This window comes from Azospirillum soli (assembly GCF_017876165.1).
GTDB lineage: Bacteria > Pseudomonadota > Alphaproteobacteria > Azospirillales > Azospirillaceae > Azospirillum > Azospirillum soli.
Genome location: NZ_JAGINQ010000014.1, coordinates 46,674 through 64,388, shown reverse-complemented (window position 1 = coordinate 64,388; position 17,715 = coordinate 46,674). Strand labels below are relative to the sequence as shown.

At 69.5% G+C, this 17,715-nt stretch carries 16 protein-coding genes; 10 read left to right on the top strand and 6 right to left on the bottom strand.

Annotated features, from left to right (window positions below; genetic code table 11):
• Positions 1-67 precede the first annotated feature (67 nt).
• The gene (locus tag J2852_RS20640) at positions 68-1,033 is read right to left on the bottom strand and encodes an NAD-dependent epimerase/dehydratase family protein (RefSeq protein WP_209879047.1); all 966 of its coding nucleotides are present in this window, start codon (positions 1,031-1,033) and stop codon (positions 68-70) included.
• A complete protein-coding gene (locus J2852_RS20635) occupies positions 1,034-1,639 on the bottom strand; it encodes an MlaC/ttg2D family ABC transporter substrate-binding protein (protein ID WP_209879045.1) in 606 nt (201 codons plus the stop codon). It lies immediately after the preceding gene.
• Positions 1,640-1,778: 139 nt separating this feature from the next.
• Between J2852_RS20635 and J2852_RS20630 the strand changes: the two genes are divergently transcribed.
• Together J2852_RS20630 and J2852_RS20625 are read left to right on the top strand one after the other, a co-directional pair.
• Positions 1,779-2,876 (top strand): sulfotransferase family protein, encoded by a 1,098-nt coding sequence (locus J2852_RS20630; RefSeq protein ID WP_209879043.1) that lies wholly within the window; start codon positions 1,779-1,781, stop codon positions 2,874-2,876.
• A gap of 44 nt (positions 2,877-2,920) precedes the next feature.
• Positions 2,921-3,925, top strand: coding sequence for an SMP-30/gluconolactonase/LRE family protein (locus J2852_RS20625; protein WP_246499884.1), 1,005 nt, complete (start codon positions 2,921-2,923; stop codon positions 3,923-3,925).
• Here the strand turns inward: J2852_RS20625 and J2852_RS20620 are convergent.
• Positions 3,837-6,497: an MMPL family transporter gene (locus J2852_RS20620; RefSeq protein WP_343206791.1), complete on the bottom strand. Its 2,661-nt coding sequence runs from the start codon at positions 6,495-6,497 to the stop codon at positions 3,837-3,839. The genes J2852_RS20625 and J2852_RS20620 overlap by 89 nt on opposite strands.
• Positions 6,498-6,641: 144 nt before the next feature.
• On the opposite strand from J2852_RS20620, the gene shc reads away from it, so the two are divergent.
• From shc to J2852_RS20605, 3 genes are read left to right on the top strand one after another with little or no spacing between them, the layout of a single operon-like run.
• A complete protein-coding gene (shc, locus tag J2852_RS20615) occupies positions 6,642-8,573 on the top strand; it encodes a squalene--hopene cyclase (RefSeq protein WP_209879041.1) in 1,932 nt (643 codons plus the stop codon).
• The gene (locus J2852_RS20610) at positions 8,573-9,004 is read left to right on the top strand and encodes a DUF2141 domain-containing protein (protein WP_246499883.1); all 432 of its coding nucleotides are present in this window, start codon (positions 8,573-8,575) and stop codon (positions 9,002-9,004) included. Before shc ends, J2852_RS20610 begins: the two co-directional genes overlap by 1 nt.
• Positions 9,001-9,681 carry a phosphorylase family protein gene (locus J2852_RS20605; protein ID WP_209879039.1) on the top strand — a complete coding sequence of 227 codons (681 nt, stop codon included), beginning with the start codon at positions 9,001-9,003 and terminating at the stop codon, positions 9,679-9,681. The genes J2852_RS20610 and J2852_RS20605 overlap by 4 nt, the downstream gene beginning before the upstream one ends.
• Here J2852_RS20605 and hpnH read toward each other — a convergent pair.
• Positions 9,604-10,749 (bottom strand): adenosyl-hopene transferase HpnH, encoded by a 1,146-nt coding sequence (gene hpnH / locus J2852_RS20600; RefSeq protein WP_209879037.1) that lies wholly within the window; start codon positions 10,747-10,749, stop codon positions 9,604-9,606. The genes J2852_RS20605 and hpnH overlap by 78 nt on opposite strands.
• A gap of 167 nt (positions 10,750-10,916) precedes the next feature.
• Here hpnH and J2852_RS20595 point away from each other — a divergent pair, with 167 nt between their 5' ends.
• From J2852_RS20595 to J2852_RS20575, 5 genes are all read left to right on the top strand, one after another.
• The gene (locus tag J2852_RS20595; protein ID WP_209879035.1) at positions 10,917-12,758 is read left to right on the top strand and encodes an ABC transporter ATP-binding protein; all 1,842 of its coding nucleotides are present in this window, start codon (positions 10,917-10,919) and stop codon (positions 12,756-12,758) included.
• A gap of 397 nt (positions 12,759-13,155) precedes the next feature.
• A complete protein-coding gene (locus tag J2852_RS20590) occupies positions 13,156-13,818 on the top strand; it encodes a Fe2+-dependent dioxygenase (RefSeq protein ID WP_209879033.1) in 663 nt (220 codons plus the stop codon).
• A gap of 98 nt (positions 13,819-13,916) precedes the next feature.
• A complete protein-coding gene (locus J2852_RS20585) occupies positions 13,917-14,762 on the top strand; it encodes a hypothetical protein (protein WP_209879031.1) in 846 nt (281 codons plus the stop codon).
• A gap of 135 nt (positions 14,763-14,897) precedes the next feature.
• Positions 14,898-15,353 carry a Fur family transcriptional regulator gene (locus tag J2852_RS20580; RefSeq protein WP_425514397.1) on the top strand — a complete coding sequence of 152 codons (456 nt, stop codon included), beginning with the start codon at positions 14,898-14,900 and terminating at the stop codon, positions 15,351-15,353.
• A complete protein-coding gene (locus J2852_RS20575; protein ID WP_209879029.1) occupies positions 15,350-15,583 on the top strand; it encodes a hypothetical protein in 234 nt (77 codons plus the stop codon). The genes J2852_RS20580 and J2852_RS20575 overlap by 4 nt, the downstream gene beginning before the upstream one ends.
• Positions 15,584-15,725: 142 nt before the next feature.
• On the opposite strand, the gene J2852_RS20570 is transcribed toward J2852_RS20575, so the two are convergent.
• Both J2852_RS20570 and J2852_RS20565 read right to left on the bottom strand, forming a co-directional pair.
• Complete coding sequence (locus tag J2852_RS20570; protein WP_209879027.1) at positions 15,726-16,556, bottom strand: HNH endonuclease family protein; 831 nt, start codon at positions 16,554-16,556, stop codon at positions 15,726-15,728.
• A 112-nt stretch (positions 16,557-16,668) separates the two neighbouring features.
• Positions 16,669-17,487, bottom strand: coding sequence for a CsgG/HfaB family protein (locus J2852_RS20565; protein ID WP_209879025.1), 819 nt, complete (start codon positions 17,485-17,487; stop codon positions 16,669-16,671).
• Positions 17,488-17,715 lie beyond the last annotated feature (228 nt).

The window sequence follows — 17,715 nt, the reverse complement described above, 5'->3', positions numbered from 1 at the left end:
CGCATAGCTCACGCATTCTTATGTGGACGAATCTTTGGCGTTGTGGAGCACGATTGGAACCATGCTCTCAGCGCATGGTCAAGGCATCCGCCAGCGTCTCTTCCAATGGACGCGTCCGGTAGCCCAGCTCCCGCATCGCCTTTCCGCTGTCGAACCCGCCGGCTCCCAGCGCCAGCCGCACCCCGGTGACCGGCGCGTGGGGCGGCCGGCGGGTGACGTGGTCGGACAGCCACTCCTCCACCCGCGCCGCCACCAGGGCCACGCCGCCGGGCACGGCGTAGCGTTTGGCGACCGGCCGCCCCATGAGCCGGTCGATGCGCGCCGCGAGTTCCGCCAAGCGGATGTCGGTGCCGCCCAGCAGATACCGCTCGCCCACGCGGCCGCGCTCCGCCACCAGCAGCATGCCGGCTGCCACGTCCCGCACGTCCACGAGGTTCAGGGTGCAGTCCAGGATCAGCCGGGGGCCGCCCGCCTGGAACAGCCGAAGCATGGCCGTGGGCGGCGTCGGCGTCCGGTCTCCCGGCCCGATCGGGGCGGTCGGGTTGACCACCACCACCGGCAAGCCATCCCGCGCCGCTGCCAGCGCCTCCCGCTCGGCGAGCCACTTTGACCGGCAGTAAGGCCCGGCCAAGTCCTCGATCCCCGGATCGGCGCTCTCATCCAGCCGCCGCGCTGGGGGAGCCCCGACCAGCACCGCCTCCGTCGAGCAATGCAGAAACCGCCGAACCCCCACCCGACGGGCGGCATCCAGCACGATCCGCGTGCCCTCCCGGTTCACCCGGTCGAAGTCCGCCGGGTCGGGCAACCACAGCTGCGCGTGCGCGGCGAGGTGGAAGACTTGCTCTACCCCCTCCATCGCCCGCGCCGCCGCCTCTGGATCAAGGATGGAACCGTGCCTGAACTCCACCCCCGGCGGGGCGTTGGCTGGTTCGCAGACGTCCAGAATCCGCACCCGCTCGCCGCGCGCGGTCAGCGCCGCCACCAGATGGCCGCCGATGAAGCCGCTGCCCCCGGTGACGAGCGCGGTCGCCAATCACGCCCCGCCCAACAGCTTGTCCGCATTGGCGTTCAGGTCCCGCGTCAGCGCCGGCAGGCCGCCGCTGCGCAGGGCGGTCTGGAATTCCGACCGCTGGGTGGCCAGCTGGCTGACCGTCCCCTTCGCCAGCACGTCCAGGATGCGCCACTGCCCCGCCTCCTGCCGCAGCAGGTAGGTCAGCCGCACCGGGTCCTTGGCCCGCCGCATCAGGTTGGTGTCCACCAGCACCATGCCGCGCTGGGCCGGCCGTTCCCCGACGATCTCGATGCGCTGGCCGTCGTAGCTGTCGAAACGGTCCACATACTGGGCGGCGCTGCGCCGGGCGAAGGCGTCCAGCGTCTGGCGCCGCTCCGCCTCGTCGCTCTTGTCGAAATAGGGGGCGGCGGCGACGCGCAACGCGGCCTCCAGGTCGAAGGTCTCCTGCATCACCGGCAGGAAGCGTTGCAACCGGGCGCGCCGGTTTTCCTTCGTCGGGTTCTGCATCAGCGCCATGATCGCCTCGTTCAGCCGCGCCACGGTGCCACTGGCGCCGGCCGGCTGGGCGAGAGCGGGGATCGGCATCAGCCCCGCCGCCATGATGGCCAAGGCGAGGGCGAGACGCATCCAGGTTCGGCGGGCGAGAAGGGTGTGCATAAACAAAGTGTGCCTTTCGGGGCAGGCGGACTCAACCATCCGCGTGGGATGTAACAGGTGCCAACGCGGTCTATCCTGTCGCGCATCGTCGGCAAACGGAGGGTGCCCGATGGGAGACAGCCACCCGCTCTATGGCTGCGACGCGGCGACCCTGCTGGCGGTCCTGGCCCGCAATGGCCCGCCGTCCGCCCGTGCCCTGCCCACCGTGGCCGCGGCGCTGGCCTCCGGCCTGCTGCGCGCGCCCTGCTCGCTGGCCGAGGCGGGGTGGGTGGCCTGGGCGCGGCACAAGCACGGCCCCGTGCCGGCCCCGCTCTTCATCCTCGGTCACTGGCGCAGCGGCACCACGCACCTCTACAACGTGCTGAGCCGCGATCCCCGGTTCGGCATCATCGACCCCATCGCGGTCGGCCTGCCCTGGGACATGCTGGGGCTCGGCCGGTTGCTGCGTCCCCTGCTGGAGCGCGCCTTGCCGGAGCGCCGCTACATCGACAACGTTGCCGTCACCCCGGAAAGCCCGCAGGAGGACGAGATCGCGCTGGCGAACATGTCGCCGCTGTCCTTCTACCACGGTCTCTACTTCCCCCGGCATTTCGAGGAGAATCTGCGGCGCGGTCTCTATTTCGATGGCTGCACGGAGGCGGAGGTCGCGGCGTGGCGCCGCCGCTTCCTGTACTTTCTGGAGAAGGTCTCGCTGTCCCAGGGCGGCCGGCAAATCCTGCTGAAGAACCCGGTCTACAGCGCGCGGGTGTCGATGATGCGGGCGATCTGGCCGGACGCCCGCTTCATCCACATCCACCGCGACCCGCGCGCCGTGTTCGTCTCGACGGTCGGCTTCTACCAGACCTTGCTGGGAAAGCTGGCGCTTCAGCCCCACGACCACATCGACGTCGAGCGGGCGGTGCTCGACCACTACCCGCGCGTCATGCAGGCCCTGATTGATGACACCGCCGACCTGCCGCCCGGTCAGTTCGTCGAGGTCGCCTTCGAAGAATTCGAGAAGGACCCGATGGCCGAGGTCGAGCGCATCTACCGCACCCTGGATCTTCCCGGCTACGAGGAGGCGCGTCCCCGCTTCGACGCCTACCTGACCGCCGTCCGCAGCTACGCCAAGAACCGCCACCGCCTGTCGGAGGAGGGGCGGGCGCGGGTGGACCGTGAATGGGCACCCTTCGTGGCCCGCTGGGGTGACCGGGCGGCGATGCCGTGAAGCGGCAGCCCCTGAGATGTCTGTTATGGCTGGCGGTCCTGTTGATGGTGTCCGGCCTTATTGTACCCGAGATGGCCTTCGCCGACTGCCGAACCGTCGCCGTGACGGCGAACGGCCAGCGCGTCGTCGGCATTGAGGACATCGCTCTGGACGCGCCGCGCGGCCAAGCGGTCCTCTCCGCTTACGACCGCCGCGCCGACACGGACGGCGGCCTTTACCTGCTGGATCTGGTCGCGTTGGACGGGGCGGATCGCGTGGAGGTGCGCACCCTCGCCGATGGCCTGCGCCCGCACGGCATCGACCTGCGCGCGGAGGAGGACGGCACCCGCACCGTCCTGGCCGTCAACCGCCGCCGCGACGGTTCGACCACCGTGGAGCGCTACCGGCTGGACGGAACGGAGTTGCGCCACCGGGGCACCGTCGCCGATCCGTTGCTGTGCCGGGTCAACGACGTGGCCGCCCTCGACGGCGACCGCTTCCTGTTCACCAGCAGCCACGGTGGCTGTGGCTGGGCCTCCGTGCTGTGGGAAAATGTCATGGGCCAGCGGGGCGGTTTCGTCGGGCTGGCCGAGGCCGGCGGCGTCCGCGTCCTGGCCTCCGGCATCGGCTTCGCCAACGGTATCCTGGCGGTGCCCGAGCAGGATCGGCTCTACGTCGCGGCGACGCGGGAGCGGGCGGTGCTGGTCTATCCCCTGTCGGCGCTTTTGTCCGGCGGCACCGCCACGCCGCAACGGATCGCCGTCCCCGGCGGCCCTGACAACCTGTCCGCCGGTCCGGATGGCGGCGTGCTGATGGCCCTGCACCCTTCGCTGTTCCGGCTGGCCCTGCACCGCTACGGCTGGCCGGGTGGGGAAACGGCGCGGTCGCGGGTTGCGGTTCTCGACGGCGGCATTCTTCTGGACGAGGACGGCGGCCGCTTTTCCGCCGCGACCGTTGCTGTGGGTTGGGATGGGCGGTTGCTCATGGGATCGGTGACGGCGGACGGGCTCTTGTTCTGTACCGGTGCCACGCGATCATCAGCCCCGGCAGAACGATCAGCGAAGCGATGACCGTGTAGGTGATGGAGATCGCCAGCAGGATCCCCATGCTGGACAGCCCCCGATGGCTGGAGATGGCCAGCGTGGCGAAGGCCGTGCTGGTGGTCAGGGTGCTGACCAGAACGGCGCGCGGCGTGCTGGTCACCAGAAGCTCAATCCCGAAGGAGGATTCCGGTGCCCCCTCCCGCACCAGCTCCTGGCCGCGCGAGACCATGTGGATGCTGCTCGACACGCCCAGCGCGAACAGCAGCGGGATGACGATGACGTTGGCGAAGTTGAAGGGGATGCCCAGCACCCCCGCCGTGGCCATGGTCCACAGCGCCGCCAGCAGCAGCGGCGCCAGGATCAGGACGAGGCCCGAGAGCGACCGCTGCACCAGGACCAGCAGAAGGGCGATCAGCACCAGGGTCAGCCCGGTCGCCTCGGCGAAGGCGGTGCGCACCACGCGCGCGGCCTCGGTCACCGTCACCGGGGCGCCGGTGGCGTTGGGGGCGATGGCGAGCACCGCGTCGGCGAACCGGGCCATCTCGCGGCTGTCGGAGATGTCGTGGGTCGGCAGCACCTCGATTCGCGCCCGGCCGTCCGGGACGATCCAGCGCCGCCTGATGCTGTCCGGCACGTCCTCCGCCGTCACCGGCCGCTCGACCGCGATGCCGTCCCGCAGCCGTTCGAGCAGGGGTGGCAGGCCGCTGGTCAGCGCTCCGTCCAACGTCTCAAGCCGGTCTTCCGGCACGTGGTCGAGCGCCTTGGCGAAGCGCTCCGTCGCCGCGCGGACATCCGGGGCGCCGCCCTTGTCCGCGATGTACCGGGCAAGCACGGCCTTCAGCGCCCCGAACGCCTCGGCGCGCCCGGCCTCGTCCAGTTCAGGCGCGGTCGGTGGGGCGGTCAGGCTGGGGCCGAGCAGAAGGCCCATGTCGGCCAGGATCGGCAGCTTCGCCTCCTGGTCCTTGGGAATGAAGCTGGCGAAGGTGCGCACGCCCCCCGATTCCGGCAGGGCGCGCAGCCGCTCCGCCAGGGTCTGGGCCGTGTCCAGGTCGGGCGTCAGGATGTTGACGGAATAGGGGGAGGTGCGCGGCGTCTCCGCCAGCTCCCGGTAGGTGCGCACCGCCTCCGTCCGGCGGTCCTGAAGGTTCAGCGGGTTCACGTCCAGCCGGACCAGAGGCAGGGCCGCCACCGACGCGACGGCGCTGATCCCCGCCCCGATCAGGATGGCGCGGCTGTTGCGCGTGATCCAACCGGCAAAGCCCCGATCCTCCTGCACCGGCGGCGCCACGCCTTGGCCCGGCCGCAGCAGCACGATCAGGGCCGGCAGCACGGTCAGGCTGATGAACAGCGCAATGCCCATGCCGAGAGCGGAGATGATCCCGAACTCCGCCATGCCGACATAGTCGGTCGGGACGAAGGACAGAAAGCCGATCACCGCGCAGGTGGTGCTGAGCACCAGCGCCGGGCCGACGCCCTTGGCCGCCTCCACCGCCGCCGCGACGCGCGACAGGCCGAGCCGAAGCCCTTCCTGGTAGCGCAGGCCCAGGTGGCTGCCGAAATCGTCGCCGAGCCCGAAGAACATCACCGCGCAGGTGACGGAGATCAGGTTCAGCCGCCCCACCGTCAGCGCCGCCGCCCCGGCGTTCAGCGACAGCCCCAGCAAGAGCAGCAGCATCACGCAGGCGATCAGCCGCCCGGACCGCATGCCGATAATCAGCACCGCCGACACCAGCACGAAAGACAGGATCGTGGCGAGGCCGGCGGTGTTGGCGACGGTGTCGAGCTCCGTCTGGCGCAGAGGGACGGCGCCGGTGACCCGCACCTCCACCCCTTGCCCGGAGGGTTCGTTCTTCAGGCTGGCGACGGCGCCGCGCACCGCCTCCACCGCCGGCCGCCCCCGCCCGAAGGAGGCGTTGTCGAGCCGTGGCTGGACGAGGACGAAGCGCCGGTTGCCGATCTGGTCCTCCTCGCCCTGGACCAGCCCGGTCCAGGACACCGGCACGGGCCGCCCCTCGGCGACCGTCGCCGTGCTGTCGGCCAGGCGGTTCAGCAGATCGGCCAGCGATGCCGGGGCGTTTTCGTCCGTGTGGCCGAGGACGAGGTCCAGCAGGTCGGCCAGCCCGCGCAGATTCGGCGCCGCGTTCAGCGCGCCGAGTGCGGCCTGCGCGCCGGCCAGCCGCGTCGCCAAGTCCTGCAACGCGTCGGTGTCGAGAAACAGCAGGCCGTAGCGGCGGAAATACGGATCGGCCGAGGGCACCTCGGCGCCGGCCAGCGCCTGCGGGTATCCGGCCATCAATTCGGCCAGCCTCAAGGCCGCCGCGTCGGACTGGTCGGGAGAGGGAGAGTCCACCACGACGACGATCTGGTCGTCGGCGAAGGGGAAGGCCTGCCGGTAGGTGTCCGTGTTGCGGCGGAAGGCGGCCTCGGGCGCGATCATGTCGGTGGTGCTCGTGCTGATCGCCAGACGCTCGGCCGAATACCATGTGGCCAGCACGGACAGCAGGACGGTGACCACGACCGTCGTGATCGGCCACCGGCAGGACGCCGCGCTGGCGCCGGCGATCATGGCTTTTCCGAAAGCCGTCAGGCGGTCCAGCACGCGCAAGCGCCTCCTGATTCGATAGCGGCGCACTCTGTCAGAACCGCGAACGCCGCCCAACGTACACTACCGTATGTTACTTCCCGCCCCGGCCCCGGCGCGGCACCTCATGTGCCCCAGAATAATGGGAATCCGGGAAACGGGATGTACAAAGACGAGGCAAGCGCGGCCTTTCGGGTCCGGCGGGCGGAACCGTCGGCCGAGGCCCTGGCGGAGGCGGTGACTGGTGCTGCGGACGCGCTGGTCCGGCGGCAGCGGGCCGACGGGCATTGGGTGTTCGAGCTGGAAGCCGACGCCACCATCCCCGCCGAATACCTGCTTCTCCAGCATATCCTCGACGAGATCGACCCGGTTCTGGAGGGTGAGCTGGCCGCCTTCATCCGCGCCGGCCAGGGGGCGGACGGCGGCTGGCCGCTGTTCCACGGCGGCGCCATGGACGTCAGTTGCAGCGTGAAGGCCTATTTTGCCCTGAAGGCGGCGGGCGACCCGCCGGACGCCCCGCACATGCGCCGGGCGCGCGAGGCGATCTTATCGCGCGGCGGGGCGGCCCGCTGCAACGTCTTCACCCGCATCCTGCTGGCCCTGTTCGGCGAGATCCCCTGGCGGGCCGTGCCGGCCATGCCGGTGGAGATCATGAACCTGCCGGAGTGGTCGCCCTTTCACATCTCGCGCATCTCCTACTGGTCGCGGACGGTGGTGGTGCCGCTGCTGGTGGTGATGGCCTATCGCCCGCGCGCCGCCAATCCGCGCGGAGTCCGCATTTCGGAGCTGTTCACGGAACCGCCGGAGCGGGTCCGCAACTGGCACAGCAACACCGGCCGGAGCGGCTGGGCGACCCTGTTCCGGGCGCTGGACGCCGCCCTGCACGCGGTGGAGCCGCGCTTTCCCGCCGACTGGCGGCAGCAGGGCATCGACCGCGCCGTCCGCTTCGTGACGGAGCGGCTGAACGGGGAGGACGGGCTGGGCGCCATCTTCCCGGCCATGGCGAACGCGGTCCTGATGTTCCACTGCCTGGGCCACAGCCCGGACCATCCGGACGCCGCCATGGCCCGGCGGGCTCTGCGCGGGCTGCTGGTGCGGCAGCCGGGGCGGACTTACTGCCAGCCCTGCCTGTCGCCGGTCTGGGACACGGCCATCATCTGCAACGCCCTGTGCGAGACGGGCATGCCGGTGGCGGTCGAGGCGGCGCGGCGCGGCGCCGACTGGCTGGTCGGGCGGCAGATCCTGGACGTGGTCGGCGACTGGGCATGGCAGAGGCCGGGGCTGGCGCCGGGGGGCTGGGCCTTCCAGTACACCAACCCCCACTATCCGGACACCGACGACACCGCCATGGTGGTCATGGCGTTCCAGCGCATCGACGCCGGGCGGTACGACACGCCGATCCGGCGCGCCCGCGACTGGATCGTCGGCATGCAGAGCCGCAACGGCGGCTGGGGCGCCTTCGACGCCGAGAACCAGCACGACTTCCTGAACCACATCCCCTTCGCCGACCATGGCGCGCTGCTCGACCCGCCGACCACGGACGTGACGGCCCGCTGCGTCATGATGCTGGCCCGGCTGGGGGAGGACCGGGACACCTTCGCCCTGCGGCGCGGGCTCTCCTTCCTGGAGCGGGAGCAGGAGGCGGACGGCGCGTGGTTCGGACGCTGGGGCACCAACTACGTCTACGGAACGTGGTCGGCGTTGGAGGCGCTGGCCGCTGCCGGGGTGCCGTCCTCCGCGCAGGAGGTGGCGCGGGCGGCGCGCTGGCTGCTGTCGCGGCAGAGGCCGGACGGCGGGTGGGGGGAGGACGGCGCCTCCTACTGGCCGGACGGCCCGCGCGGCGAAGGGCCGGTCGCCACGCCCTCGCAGACCGCCTGGGCGCTGCTCGGCCTGATGGCGGCGGGGCAGGTGGACCACCCGGCGGTGGCGCGCGGCATCGATTACCTGCTGGCGACCCGCAACGCCGAGGGCCTGTGGAGCGAGGAGCCCTTCACCGCCGTGGGCTTCCCGCGCGTCTTCTACCTGAAGTACCATGGCTATCCGGCCGCCTTCCCGCTGTGGGCGCTGGCGCGGTACCGGGCGCTGCGGGGGTGATGGCGCAGCTCGCCTTGGCGCTTCTGCTGGCCGCCGCGCCGGCCATGGCGGGGGCCATGGCGGGGGAGGTGGCCGTTCGGGTCCAGGGTGTCCGGAACGACCAGGGCAGCATCGTCGTCGGCGTCTGCGCGGAGGAGGTCTTCATCGGCGGAACCTGCGCCTTCCGGGCCTCCGTTCCGGCGCAGGCGGGGGCCGTCACGGTGACCGTGCCCGGCGTGCCGCCGGGGACGTACGCCGTGCGCGTGTACCATGACGAGAACGGCAACGAGCGTATCGACCGCAACTTCCTCGGCGTGCCGCTGGAGGGCTTCGGCTTCAGCAACGACGCCCCCGTACGCATGGCCCCACCCAGCTTCAAGAACGCCGCCGTCACGGTCGGGCCGGGCCGGTTGGAGACGAGCTTGACCCTGCGCTACTGGCTCTCCCAATGATGCCGGCCCTGCTCACCGGCATGGCGGTCGAGGCTCGGCTTGCCCGCCGGACCGGCCTTCCCGTGGCCTGCGCGGGCGCCGACGCCGAAGCGGCGGCGGAGGCGCTGCTGGATGCCGGGACGGTGGGTATCGTCAGCTTCGGCGTTGCCGGCGGCTTGGCGCCGGACCTGCGGCCGGGAACGCTCGTCCTGGCGACGGCGGTGGTCGGTGACGGTGTTTCCTACGGTACGGATCCGGTGTGGCGGAGCCGGTTGGCCGGTGCGTTTCCGCAGGCCCGTTCAGGGGCGGTGGCCGGGGCCACCCGCCCGGTCGTCGCCGTCTCTGAAAAGACCGATCTCCACACCCGCACGGGGGCGCTGGCCGTCGATATGGAAAGCCTCGCCGTGGCGCGGGTGTGCCATCGGCGGGGGCGGCCCTTCGCCGTGCTGCGCGCCGTGGCCGACCCGGCGGGCCGCGCGCTGCCGCCGCTGGCGTTGTCGGGGCTGGACGGCCAAGGGCGGATCGCGCCGGCGGCGGTGCTGGCGCGGCTCGCGGGGGAGCCCCGGCAGGTTGCCGGGCTATGCCGGCTGGGCCTGGACTTCGGGTGGGCCTTGCTGGCGCTACACGCGGCTGCCGGCGCGTTTCCGGGGGGCGTCCTCGGCCTCGATCCGGTGGAGCGCGTCGGCGACGTGGCGTGAGAAGACTTCCTGCGCCGGGCGCTGGCGGTCCAACGGGATCTCCGGAGCCATCGGACCGTCCGTCCGGGGACCCCGCAGTGCGGCGGCCATGGCCTTCAGCGGGTGGCGCACGGCCTCGTCCACGGCGGTCGGCTCATAGCCGCTGTGGACCATGCAGTTGGCGCACTTCTCGTAATGGCCGGTGCCGTAGGCGTCCCAGTCCGTCTCTTCCATCAACGCGCGGAAGCTCGGCGCATAGCTTTCGCCCAGCAGGTAGCAGGGGCGCTGCCAACCAAAGACGTTCCGGGTCGGGTTGCCCCAGGGGGAGCAGTGGTAGGTCTGGTTCCCCGCCAGGAAGTCGAGGAACAGCGGCGACTGCGCGAACCGCCAACCCTTGCCCCGGCCGCGCGAGAATACGGCGCGGAACAGTTCCTTGGTCTTGCGGCGGTTCAGGAAATGCTCCTGGTCCGGGGCGCGTTCGTAGGCGTAGCCGGGCGACACGGTGATGGCGTCGATGCCGGCCGCCATGGCCTCGTCGAAGAAGGCGGCGACCTTGGCCGGCTCCGCCCCGTCGAACAGGGTGCAGTTGATGTTGACGCGAAAGCCCCGCGCCTTCGCCGCCCGGATCGCCGCCACGGCGCGGTCGAAGACGCCGTCCTGGCAGACCGCCCGGTCATGCTCCTCCCGCCCGCCGTCGAGGTGGACAGACCATGTGAAGAAGGGGCTTGGCTTGAAGCGGTCCAGCCGCTTTTCCAGCAGCAGGGCGTTGGTGCAGAGGTACACGAACTTCCGCCGCGCCGTGATCCCGGCCACGATCCGGTCGATCTCCGGATGCAGCAGCGGCTCGCCGCCGGCAATGGAGACGACGGGCGCGCCGCATTCCTCCACCGCGTCCAGGCATTCCGCGACCGACAGGCGGCGGCGCAGGATCGGTTCGGGATAGTCGATCTTGCCGCAACCCGCGCAGGCGAGGTTGCAGCGGAACAGCGGTTCCAGCATCAGGACCAGCGGGAAGCGCCGGTTGCCGCGCAGATGCTGGCCCACGACGTAGGCGCCGACCATCGCCGCCTGGATCAGAGGAACCGCCATGCCGTTGTTCACTTTCAGTTGTGGACGGAACTCCGTTGTGGACGGAACTCCGTTGCTCAGTTTGCGCAGGCCATGGACGAGCGGCAGGTAGATTACTGTATGATACCCGGCCCGGACCCATCGCCCCGCCCCCGGTGTTGTCGGAAGGGTCATCGAGACGCGAATCCATGGACCGACGCAATCCTCTCGAACCCCGGCGCGGGCTGCTGCGCCTGTACGGTGCGCTCTGGCACTTCGCGGCCGGCTGCCGCCATCTGGTCGTCCTGTTCTTCGTCCTGCTGATCGCGGCGCAGCTGGCGCGGCTGGCCGTGCCGTATTTCTTCGGCATGGCGGTCAACGCGTTGCAGGACACCCGCGCCCAGGACATCGAGGCGGCGGCCAAGGCGCTGCTTCTGATGCTGGGGGCCGGCGTGGTCGGCTGGCTGCTGCACGGCCCCGGCCGGGTGGTGGAGCGCTTCACCGCCCTGAAGATCCGCGAACGCTTCTCCGACGCCGTCTACGCCAAGCTGATGCGCCTGCCCATGGGCTGGCACGAGACCCACCATTCCGGCGAGACGATCCAGCGGGTCGGCAAGGCCAACCTCGCCCTGTTCGGCTTCGCGCAGAACCAGTGGACCTACCTGCGCAACGGCGTCGGCCTGTTCGGGCCGCTGGTGGCGCTGTTCGCCATTTCCCCGCCGGTCGGGGCGGCGGCGATCGCGGCCTACGCCGTGCTCGGCCTGATTGTGCTGCGGCTGGACCGCACCATGGCCAAGCTGATCGACGACGAGAACGTGGCCGAGCGCCGCTACACGGCGGAGATGGTGGACAGCCTGGGCAACGTCGGCACGGTGCTGACGTTGCGGCTGGAGGAGGCCACCCGCTCCGCCATGATGGGGCGCCTGCACGCGGTCTTCGCGCCGTTGCGGCGGAACATCGTGGTCAACGAGGCGAAGTGGCTGACCATCGAGCTGTTCGGGCAGTTCCTGCGCGTCGGGCTGGTCGCCTTCTACGCCTGGACGGAGTGGCGGTCGGCGGGCGTCATCATGGTCGGCACGGCGGTCATGGTCTACCAGTACTCCGAACAGATCGGCGAGGTGGTCGGCTCCTTCGCCACGCAGTGGCAGGACATCGTCCGCCACGGCACCGACCTGTCCGGCGCCGACGCGATCTTCGACGCCGAGGACCGGCGCGGCTCCGGCGGGCACGTTCCCGACGACTGGCGGGAAATCCACGCCGAGGGTTTGCGCTTCCACCACCCGAACCGCCGCCGCGCTGTGCCGACCCTGGACGACGTGTCGATCACGCTCCGGCGCGGCGACCGCATCGCGCTGGTCGGCGAGAGCGGGTCCGGCAAAAGCTCCCTCATGCGGGTGCTGAGCGGGCTATACGAGCCGGGCTCCGTCCGCTTCGTCATCGACGGGGTGGAGCATCCGGAGCTGGTGGACCTGCGTTCGGCCTCCACACTGATCCCGCAGGACCCGGAGATCTTCGAGAACACGGTCGAGCACAACCTGACCATGGGCATCGAGCATTCCGACGAAGCCGTCCGGCACGCCTGCGACCTCGCCCGCCTGACGCCCATCGTCGATGCCATGCCGCATGGGCTGAAGACCCGCATCGTGGAGCGCGGCGGCAACCTGTCCGGCGGGCAGAAGCAGCGGCTGGCGCTGGCGCGCGGCATCCTGGCCGCCAAGTTCAGCCCGATCATCATGCTGGACGAGCCGACCAGCAGCCTTGACCCCGCGACGGAGGCGCAGGTCTACGCCAACCTGATGGCGGAGTTCCCGGAATCCTGCATCGTGTCGGCCATCCACCGGCTGCACCTGCTGCCGCGCTTCACGACCATCGTCTACATGTCCGACGGGCGGGTTCTGGACGTCGGTTCCCTGAACGAACTGCTGGTTCGCCAGCCGCGCTTCCGCGAACTGTGGGAGCAGGCGACAGGGGAGATGGGGCGTGGCGAAATTTCCCCTCTCCCATCCCCGATGGGAGAGGGCGGGACCCGCGCCGAAGGCGTGGGAGGGTGAGGTCATGCACTTGGCGCATAGCGTGGATTGTGCATCGTTGTGCAGATTGTGCAGACCTTCAAAAATGCACAATGACGGAAATCGACGTTTTTCCGCATCGGATCATAGTGTTGCCGGTGTTCGTTCGTGTGCTGCCATTGTGCAGTCGATGCACAACGATTTGTGTGCGGATGTTTTGCTGGCTATGCGCTGGACGCGGAACGTGCAACATCATGCAACATTCATCCGGTGAATGTTACACTGGTTAACGGGCGCATTTCGGGTGTTGTTGGACTGAGTTTAGCCAAAGCGAGGGTTTGAGGCAAGGCGCCGGCTATTGCCCAGCGCCGCGCTGGGTTGCAAATGCGACTGACTATCAATACGATCGCTCCGGTCTGTTGGACGAAGGAGCGACCGGATGATTTTGTGCATTGCCGACCTGCTTCCGCCGGAGGAGGTCAAGGCGGTCCGTGAGGCCCTGGACGAGGCCACCTTCTTCGACGGCAAGAAGACGGCAGGCTGGCACGCCAAGCTGGTGAAGGAAAACCTCCAGCTCGCGTCCGGCAATCCGGCCATCGACGCGCTGCGCGAACGCCTGACCGCCCGCGTGCGCGAGAATGAGCTGTTCCAGATGGCCGTGCGGCCGAAGGCGGTGACGCCGGTCATCGTGTCGCGCTACGAGCCGGGCATGCGCTACGGCACCCATGTGGACGACGCGGTGATGCACGGCATCCGCACCGACGTGTCCTTTACCGTCTTCCTGGAAGACCCGGAAAGCTACGACGGCGGCGAACTGGTGATGGAGAGCACCGCCGGGGAAGAGGCCTTCAAGCTGCCGGCCGGAGCGGCCATCGTCTACCCGTCCGGCCAGCTGCACCGGGTGGAGGAGGTCACGCGCGGCGCGCGGGTCGCCATCGTCGGCTGGGCGGAAAGCATGATCCGCGATCCCCGCCAGCGCGAAATCCTGTTCGACCTGGACAGCGCGCGGCGGACGATCTTCCAGAGCCAGGGCAAGACCGCCGAGTTCGACCTGATCACCAAGTCGGTCGCCAACCTGATCCGCATGTGGGCGGAGACGTAACCGGGCCGCTTTTCCGATATTGCGACTTACTCGCATTTTCATTATAGCGTCGATGACGCTAGCATCCGCTACAGACGCCACACGAGGAAAGGCACCCCATGCACAAGAAGACGCTTAAGCTTTGGATGGGTATCGGCACGTTCGCGCTTCTCGGCGCCGGAGCGGATGCCGCCGAGCTGCACGGCAAGGGCCATGCCGATCATGCGCCGCTCCAGGTCGCGCAGGCCGCCCACCAGCATGGCGCCGGCGGCGAGGGTGGTGAAGGCGGTGAGGGTGGCGAGGGCGGCCACGAGGCCGACGCCTTCGCCGAAGCTCCCGCCGGCGAGGCTCTGGTCGGGCGCCTGCTGATGCTGAAGGGCCACCTGACGGTCGGCAAGGAGCTGTACGCGGCCGGCCGCCTGGACGACGCCGCCCCGCATTACCTGCACCCGGCCGAGGAGATCTACGGGCTGGTCGAGGGTGAGCTGAAGAAGCGCAAGCTGAACCAGTTCGACAAGGATCTGAAGGCCCTGGCCGATCTGGTGAAGGCCAAGAAGCCGGCTGCCGACGTGTTCGCCAAGCAGGACGCGGTGATGGCCAAGGTGGACAAGGCCATCGAGGGCGCCGACAAGAAGGCCCCGGCCTTCACCATGGGGGTTCTGCCCGGCGTGCTGGCGACGGCGGCGGACGAGTACAAGGAAGCCTTCGCCGAAGGCAAGCTGGTCAACGTGGTCGAGTATCAGGACGCGCGGGGCTTCGTCATCGCGGCGCGCGGCTATGTGTCCTCGCACGCCAAGGAACTCGGCGCCAAGGACAAGGAAGCCTACGGCAAGCTGGCCTCCGACCTCGATGCCCTCGCCAAGGCCTTCCCGACGGCGGTCCCGCCGCAGCCGGTCGTGATGGACGCGGGTGCGGTGCAGGCGCTGGTCTCCAAGGTTGAGCTGCTGAAGGGCTCGTTCAAGTAAGACGGGCACGCAAGACGGCTATGAAGGACCGCTCCGGCCAGCGCGCCGGGGCGGTCTTTTTCGGCGTTGCCTTGGCGCTTCCGGCTCTCCATCTCAAGGAGTTGGGATGTGGTCGGAGCGGAAAGGAAACGACTCGTGGATTCGCCCGAAGAAGCCCTGCCGTCACGGCTGGAGCGCGCGTGCGCCGAACGGGGGTTGAAGATGACCGGCCAGCGCCGGGTCATTGCGCGCGTTCTGTCGGAATCCGCCGATCATCCGGACGTGGAGGAGGTCTACCGCCGCGCCGCCGAGATCGATTCCGCCATCAGCCTAGCGACTGTGTACCGGTCCATGCGGCTGTTCGAGGACATCGGCATCATCCAGCGGCACGATTTCGGTGACGGCCGCGCCCGCTATGAAGAGGCGCGGGGAGACCATCACCACCACCTGATCGACATCGAGTCGGGCGAGGTGGTGGAGTTTCAGGACGCCCAGCTGGAAGCGGCCGTCGCGCGGATCGCGCGGGACCTGGGCTTCGACCTGATCGGGCAACGCCTGGAAATTTTCGGGCGCCGAACCAAGAGCAAGACCAAGGGAAACGAGCCGACGTGATTTCGGGCGAAGACGACGAATCCGCGCGCTTCGCGGCTTGCGAGTCGGCGGTCTGCGGCTGCCGCCCCATCGTGGAGCGCGCCTATCGGGAACTGGTCGGCCGCGGCCGGCCCGACCGGCACGCGCTGGAGGCGGCGACCGTCGTCCTGCGCTGGCATCACCCCGAGTTGCCCGAGCCGGAGGCCGTGCTGATCGTCGAACGCTGGGTCGCGGGCGGCGTGCTGCATTGACCCCAGTTAAGCATTGATTCCAGGCGGCCTTAGAGCGGATTTCGATCCGCTCTGGACCGCGACGGCGGGCCCGGACGCTCATGCGTCCGAAGCCCGGCCGGCAAGTGAGGCCATTTGAATCTAAAGCGAACGACAGTTCGCTTTAACGCGCGGGTTTCGTGCCGGCCATGCGCTCCGCCTGACCGCGGCAGTCGGCCAGGATGTTGCCGACGGTGACGCGCTCGCGCTCGTCCATGGTCAGTTCCCAACGCGCCTTCACGGCGATCCAATCGACCACATAGACGCAGATGTAGTCCTCGCGTGGCGGCAGCCACTCTTCCGGCCCTTTTGAACCTTTGGCGCGGTTGGCGGCGGCGGAGACGGTGACCAAGGTCAGCGGATCGGTCAGGTCGTTGGCGTAGGCGGCGCGGCGCTCGCGCGTCCAGTCGTAGCCGCCGCTGGCGTAGGCTTCCTCCAGGGGGACGCGGTGGTCGATGTCCACCTTGCGCAGGTCGGTGAAGGTCTCCCCCGTGTAGGGATCGCGCCAGACGCCGGACAGCACGGTGCAGCCGTTGGGCGTCAGCTTCGCCCGCTCGACGGAATCGCGGATCAGCACCTCCTCCCGCGTGTTCAGGCAGTTGTTGTTGAGGGTGAGCCAGTGCGGCCACTCTTCGCGCTGATAGCCGCGCCGCTGCTCCGCCTCGACCTGGATGCTGTCCAATTGGGCCTGCGCCCGCGCGTAGTCGATGCGGTCGTCCGGGCGGTGGACCGGCCGGGGCGGCGGGCGGTTGGCGGTGCGCCTGGGCTGCGATTCCTCCTGGCCGAGCAGGGCGTCCAGCGTGCCGCGCGGCACCAGATCGTACCGCTCCGCCACCCACACCACGCCGAGCACGAGCAGGACGGCGATCAGGCCGCTCAACGACAGCGAACGGCCGCGCCGCGTCCCCTTGCGCGCACCCCGACGTGGCGGGATTCCGGAATTCCACTTCGCCATGCCAGCCCCCTTCGCGCAGCCGGACTGAACCGATGCAAACAGCCGGCAGGCCGAAAAGAACCGGCCCGCCTGCGCTTGTAACGCAGACGGGCCGGTTTGGGGTACGGTGCGATTACTTCTTCTTTCTGGCGCCGGCCGGGGCGGCGGACACCGACGGCAGCGGCGGCATGCCGCGCACCGTCTTCACGACGTTGTTGTAGGCGTCCATCAGCGAGGCGGCGATGACCTGACCTTCCGGCGTGTTGGAATAGCCGCCGACCGCGCCGCCGAGGCCGCCGCCAAGCCCGGCGCCGAACAGCGAGGCGCCGAGGCTCATGTCGCGCGCGGTCGCCGTGCCCTGCGCGGCGGAGACCTGCACGCCGCTGCGCACGTCGGTCAGGGTCAGGACGCTCTGCGCCGAGGTGAACTTGACCGATCCGGCCACCGCCGAGGCGATGACGCCGCCCCAGCCGGGGATCAGCGCGCCGGCCAGACCGGCCCCACCGCCGCCCGTGTTGCCGCTGAAGATGATGTTCGGCGAGAGCACGAGATCCGCCGCGACCATCTGGCCGCCGCCCATGTTCGAGCCGGCGCGGGTCTGGCCCTGCTGGGCGAGCGCGCGCTCCTGCATGATGTTCTGCATGGCTTGGCCGCGGTCCACGACCATGAAGCAGTTCGACTGCTGCATCAGCAGGCGCAGCACCGGGATCGGCGAGCCGAGGCCGAAGGAGGCCAGCGACGACTGCATCGACGGATCCTGCCCCTCGACCAGCGCGATGACGCCCAGCGGACGCTCGCAGCGCTCAAGCTGGGAGGAGGCGTCGGCGGACGCGCCGTTCGGACCGGCGGCCCCGGTCACGACGCCCTGCTTGGTGCCCATGGTGGTTTCCTGGCAGGCGGTCAGCGCCAGCGCGGCGACGCAGGAAACAAGAATAGTCTTGATGGCGGTCATGCGGTTTCCAATCCCGGCTGTTTGTTGATCGACATATGCCTTCTGTTGAAGCTTTTCGGTGTCGCGCTGCCAAGACGCGGCACCTTGTTTGGCGTTCATAAAAAGCGGTTCATTGGTCCCTACCAACGCAATCATTTGGTTGTCAATTCGGATGGATTGAGGAGTTTCCGCGCTATTTGATTCAATTGTTTTCGGGGTGACTGCGGCAAAGCGTCTCGCTGGTTTCAC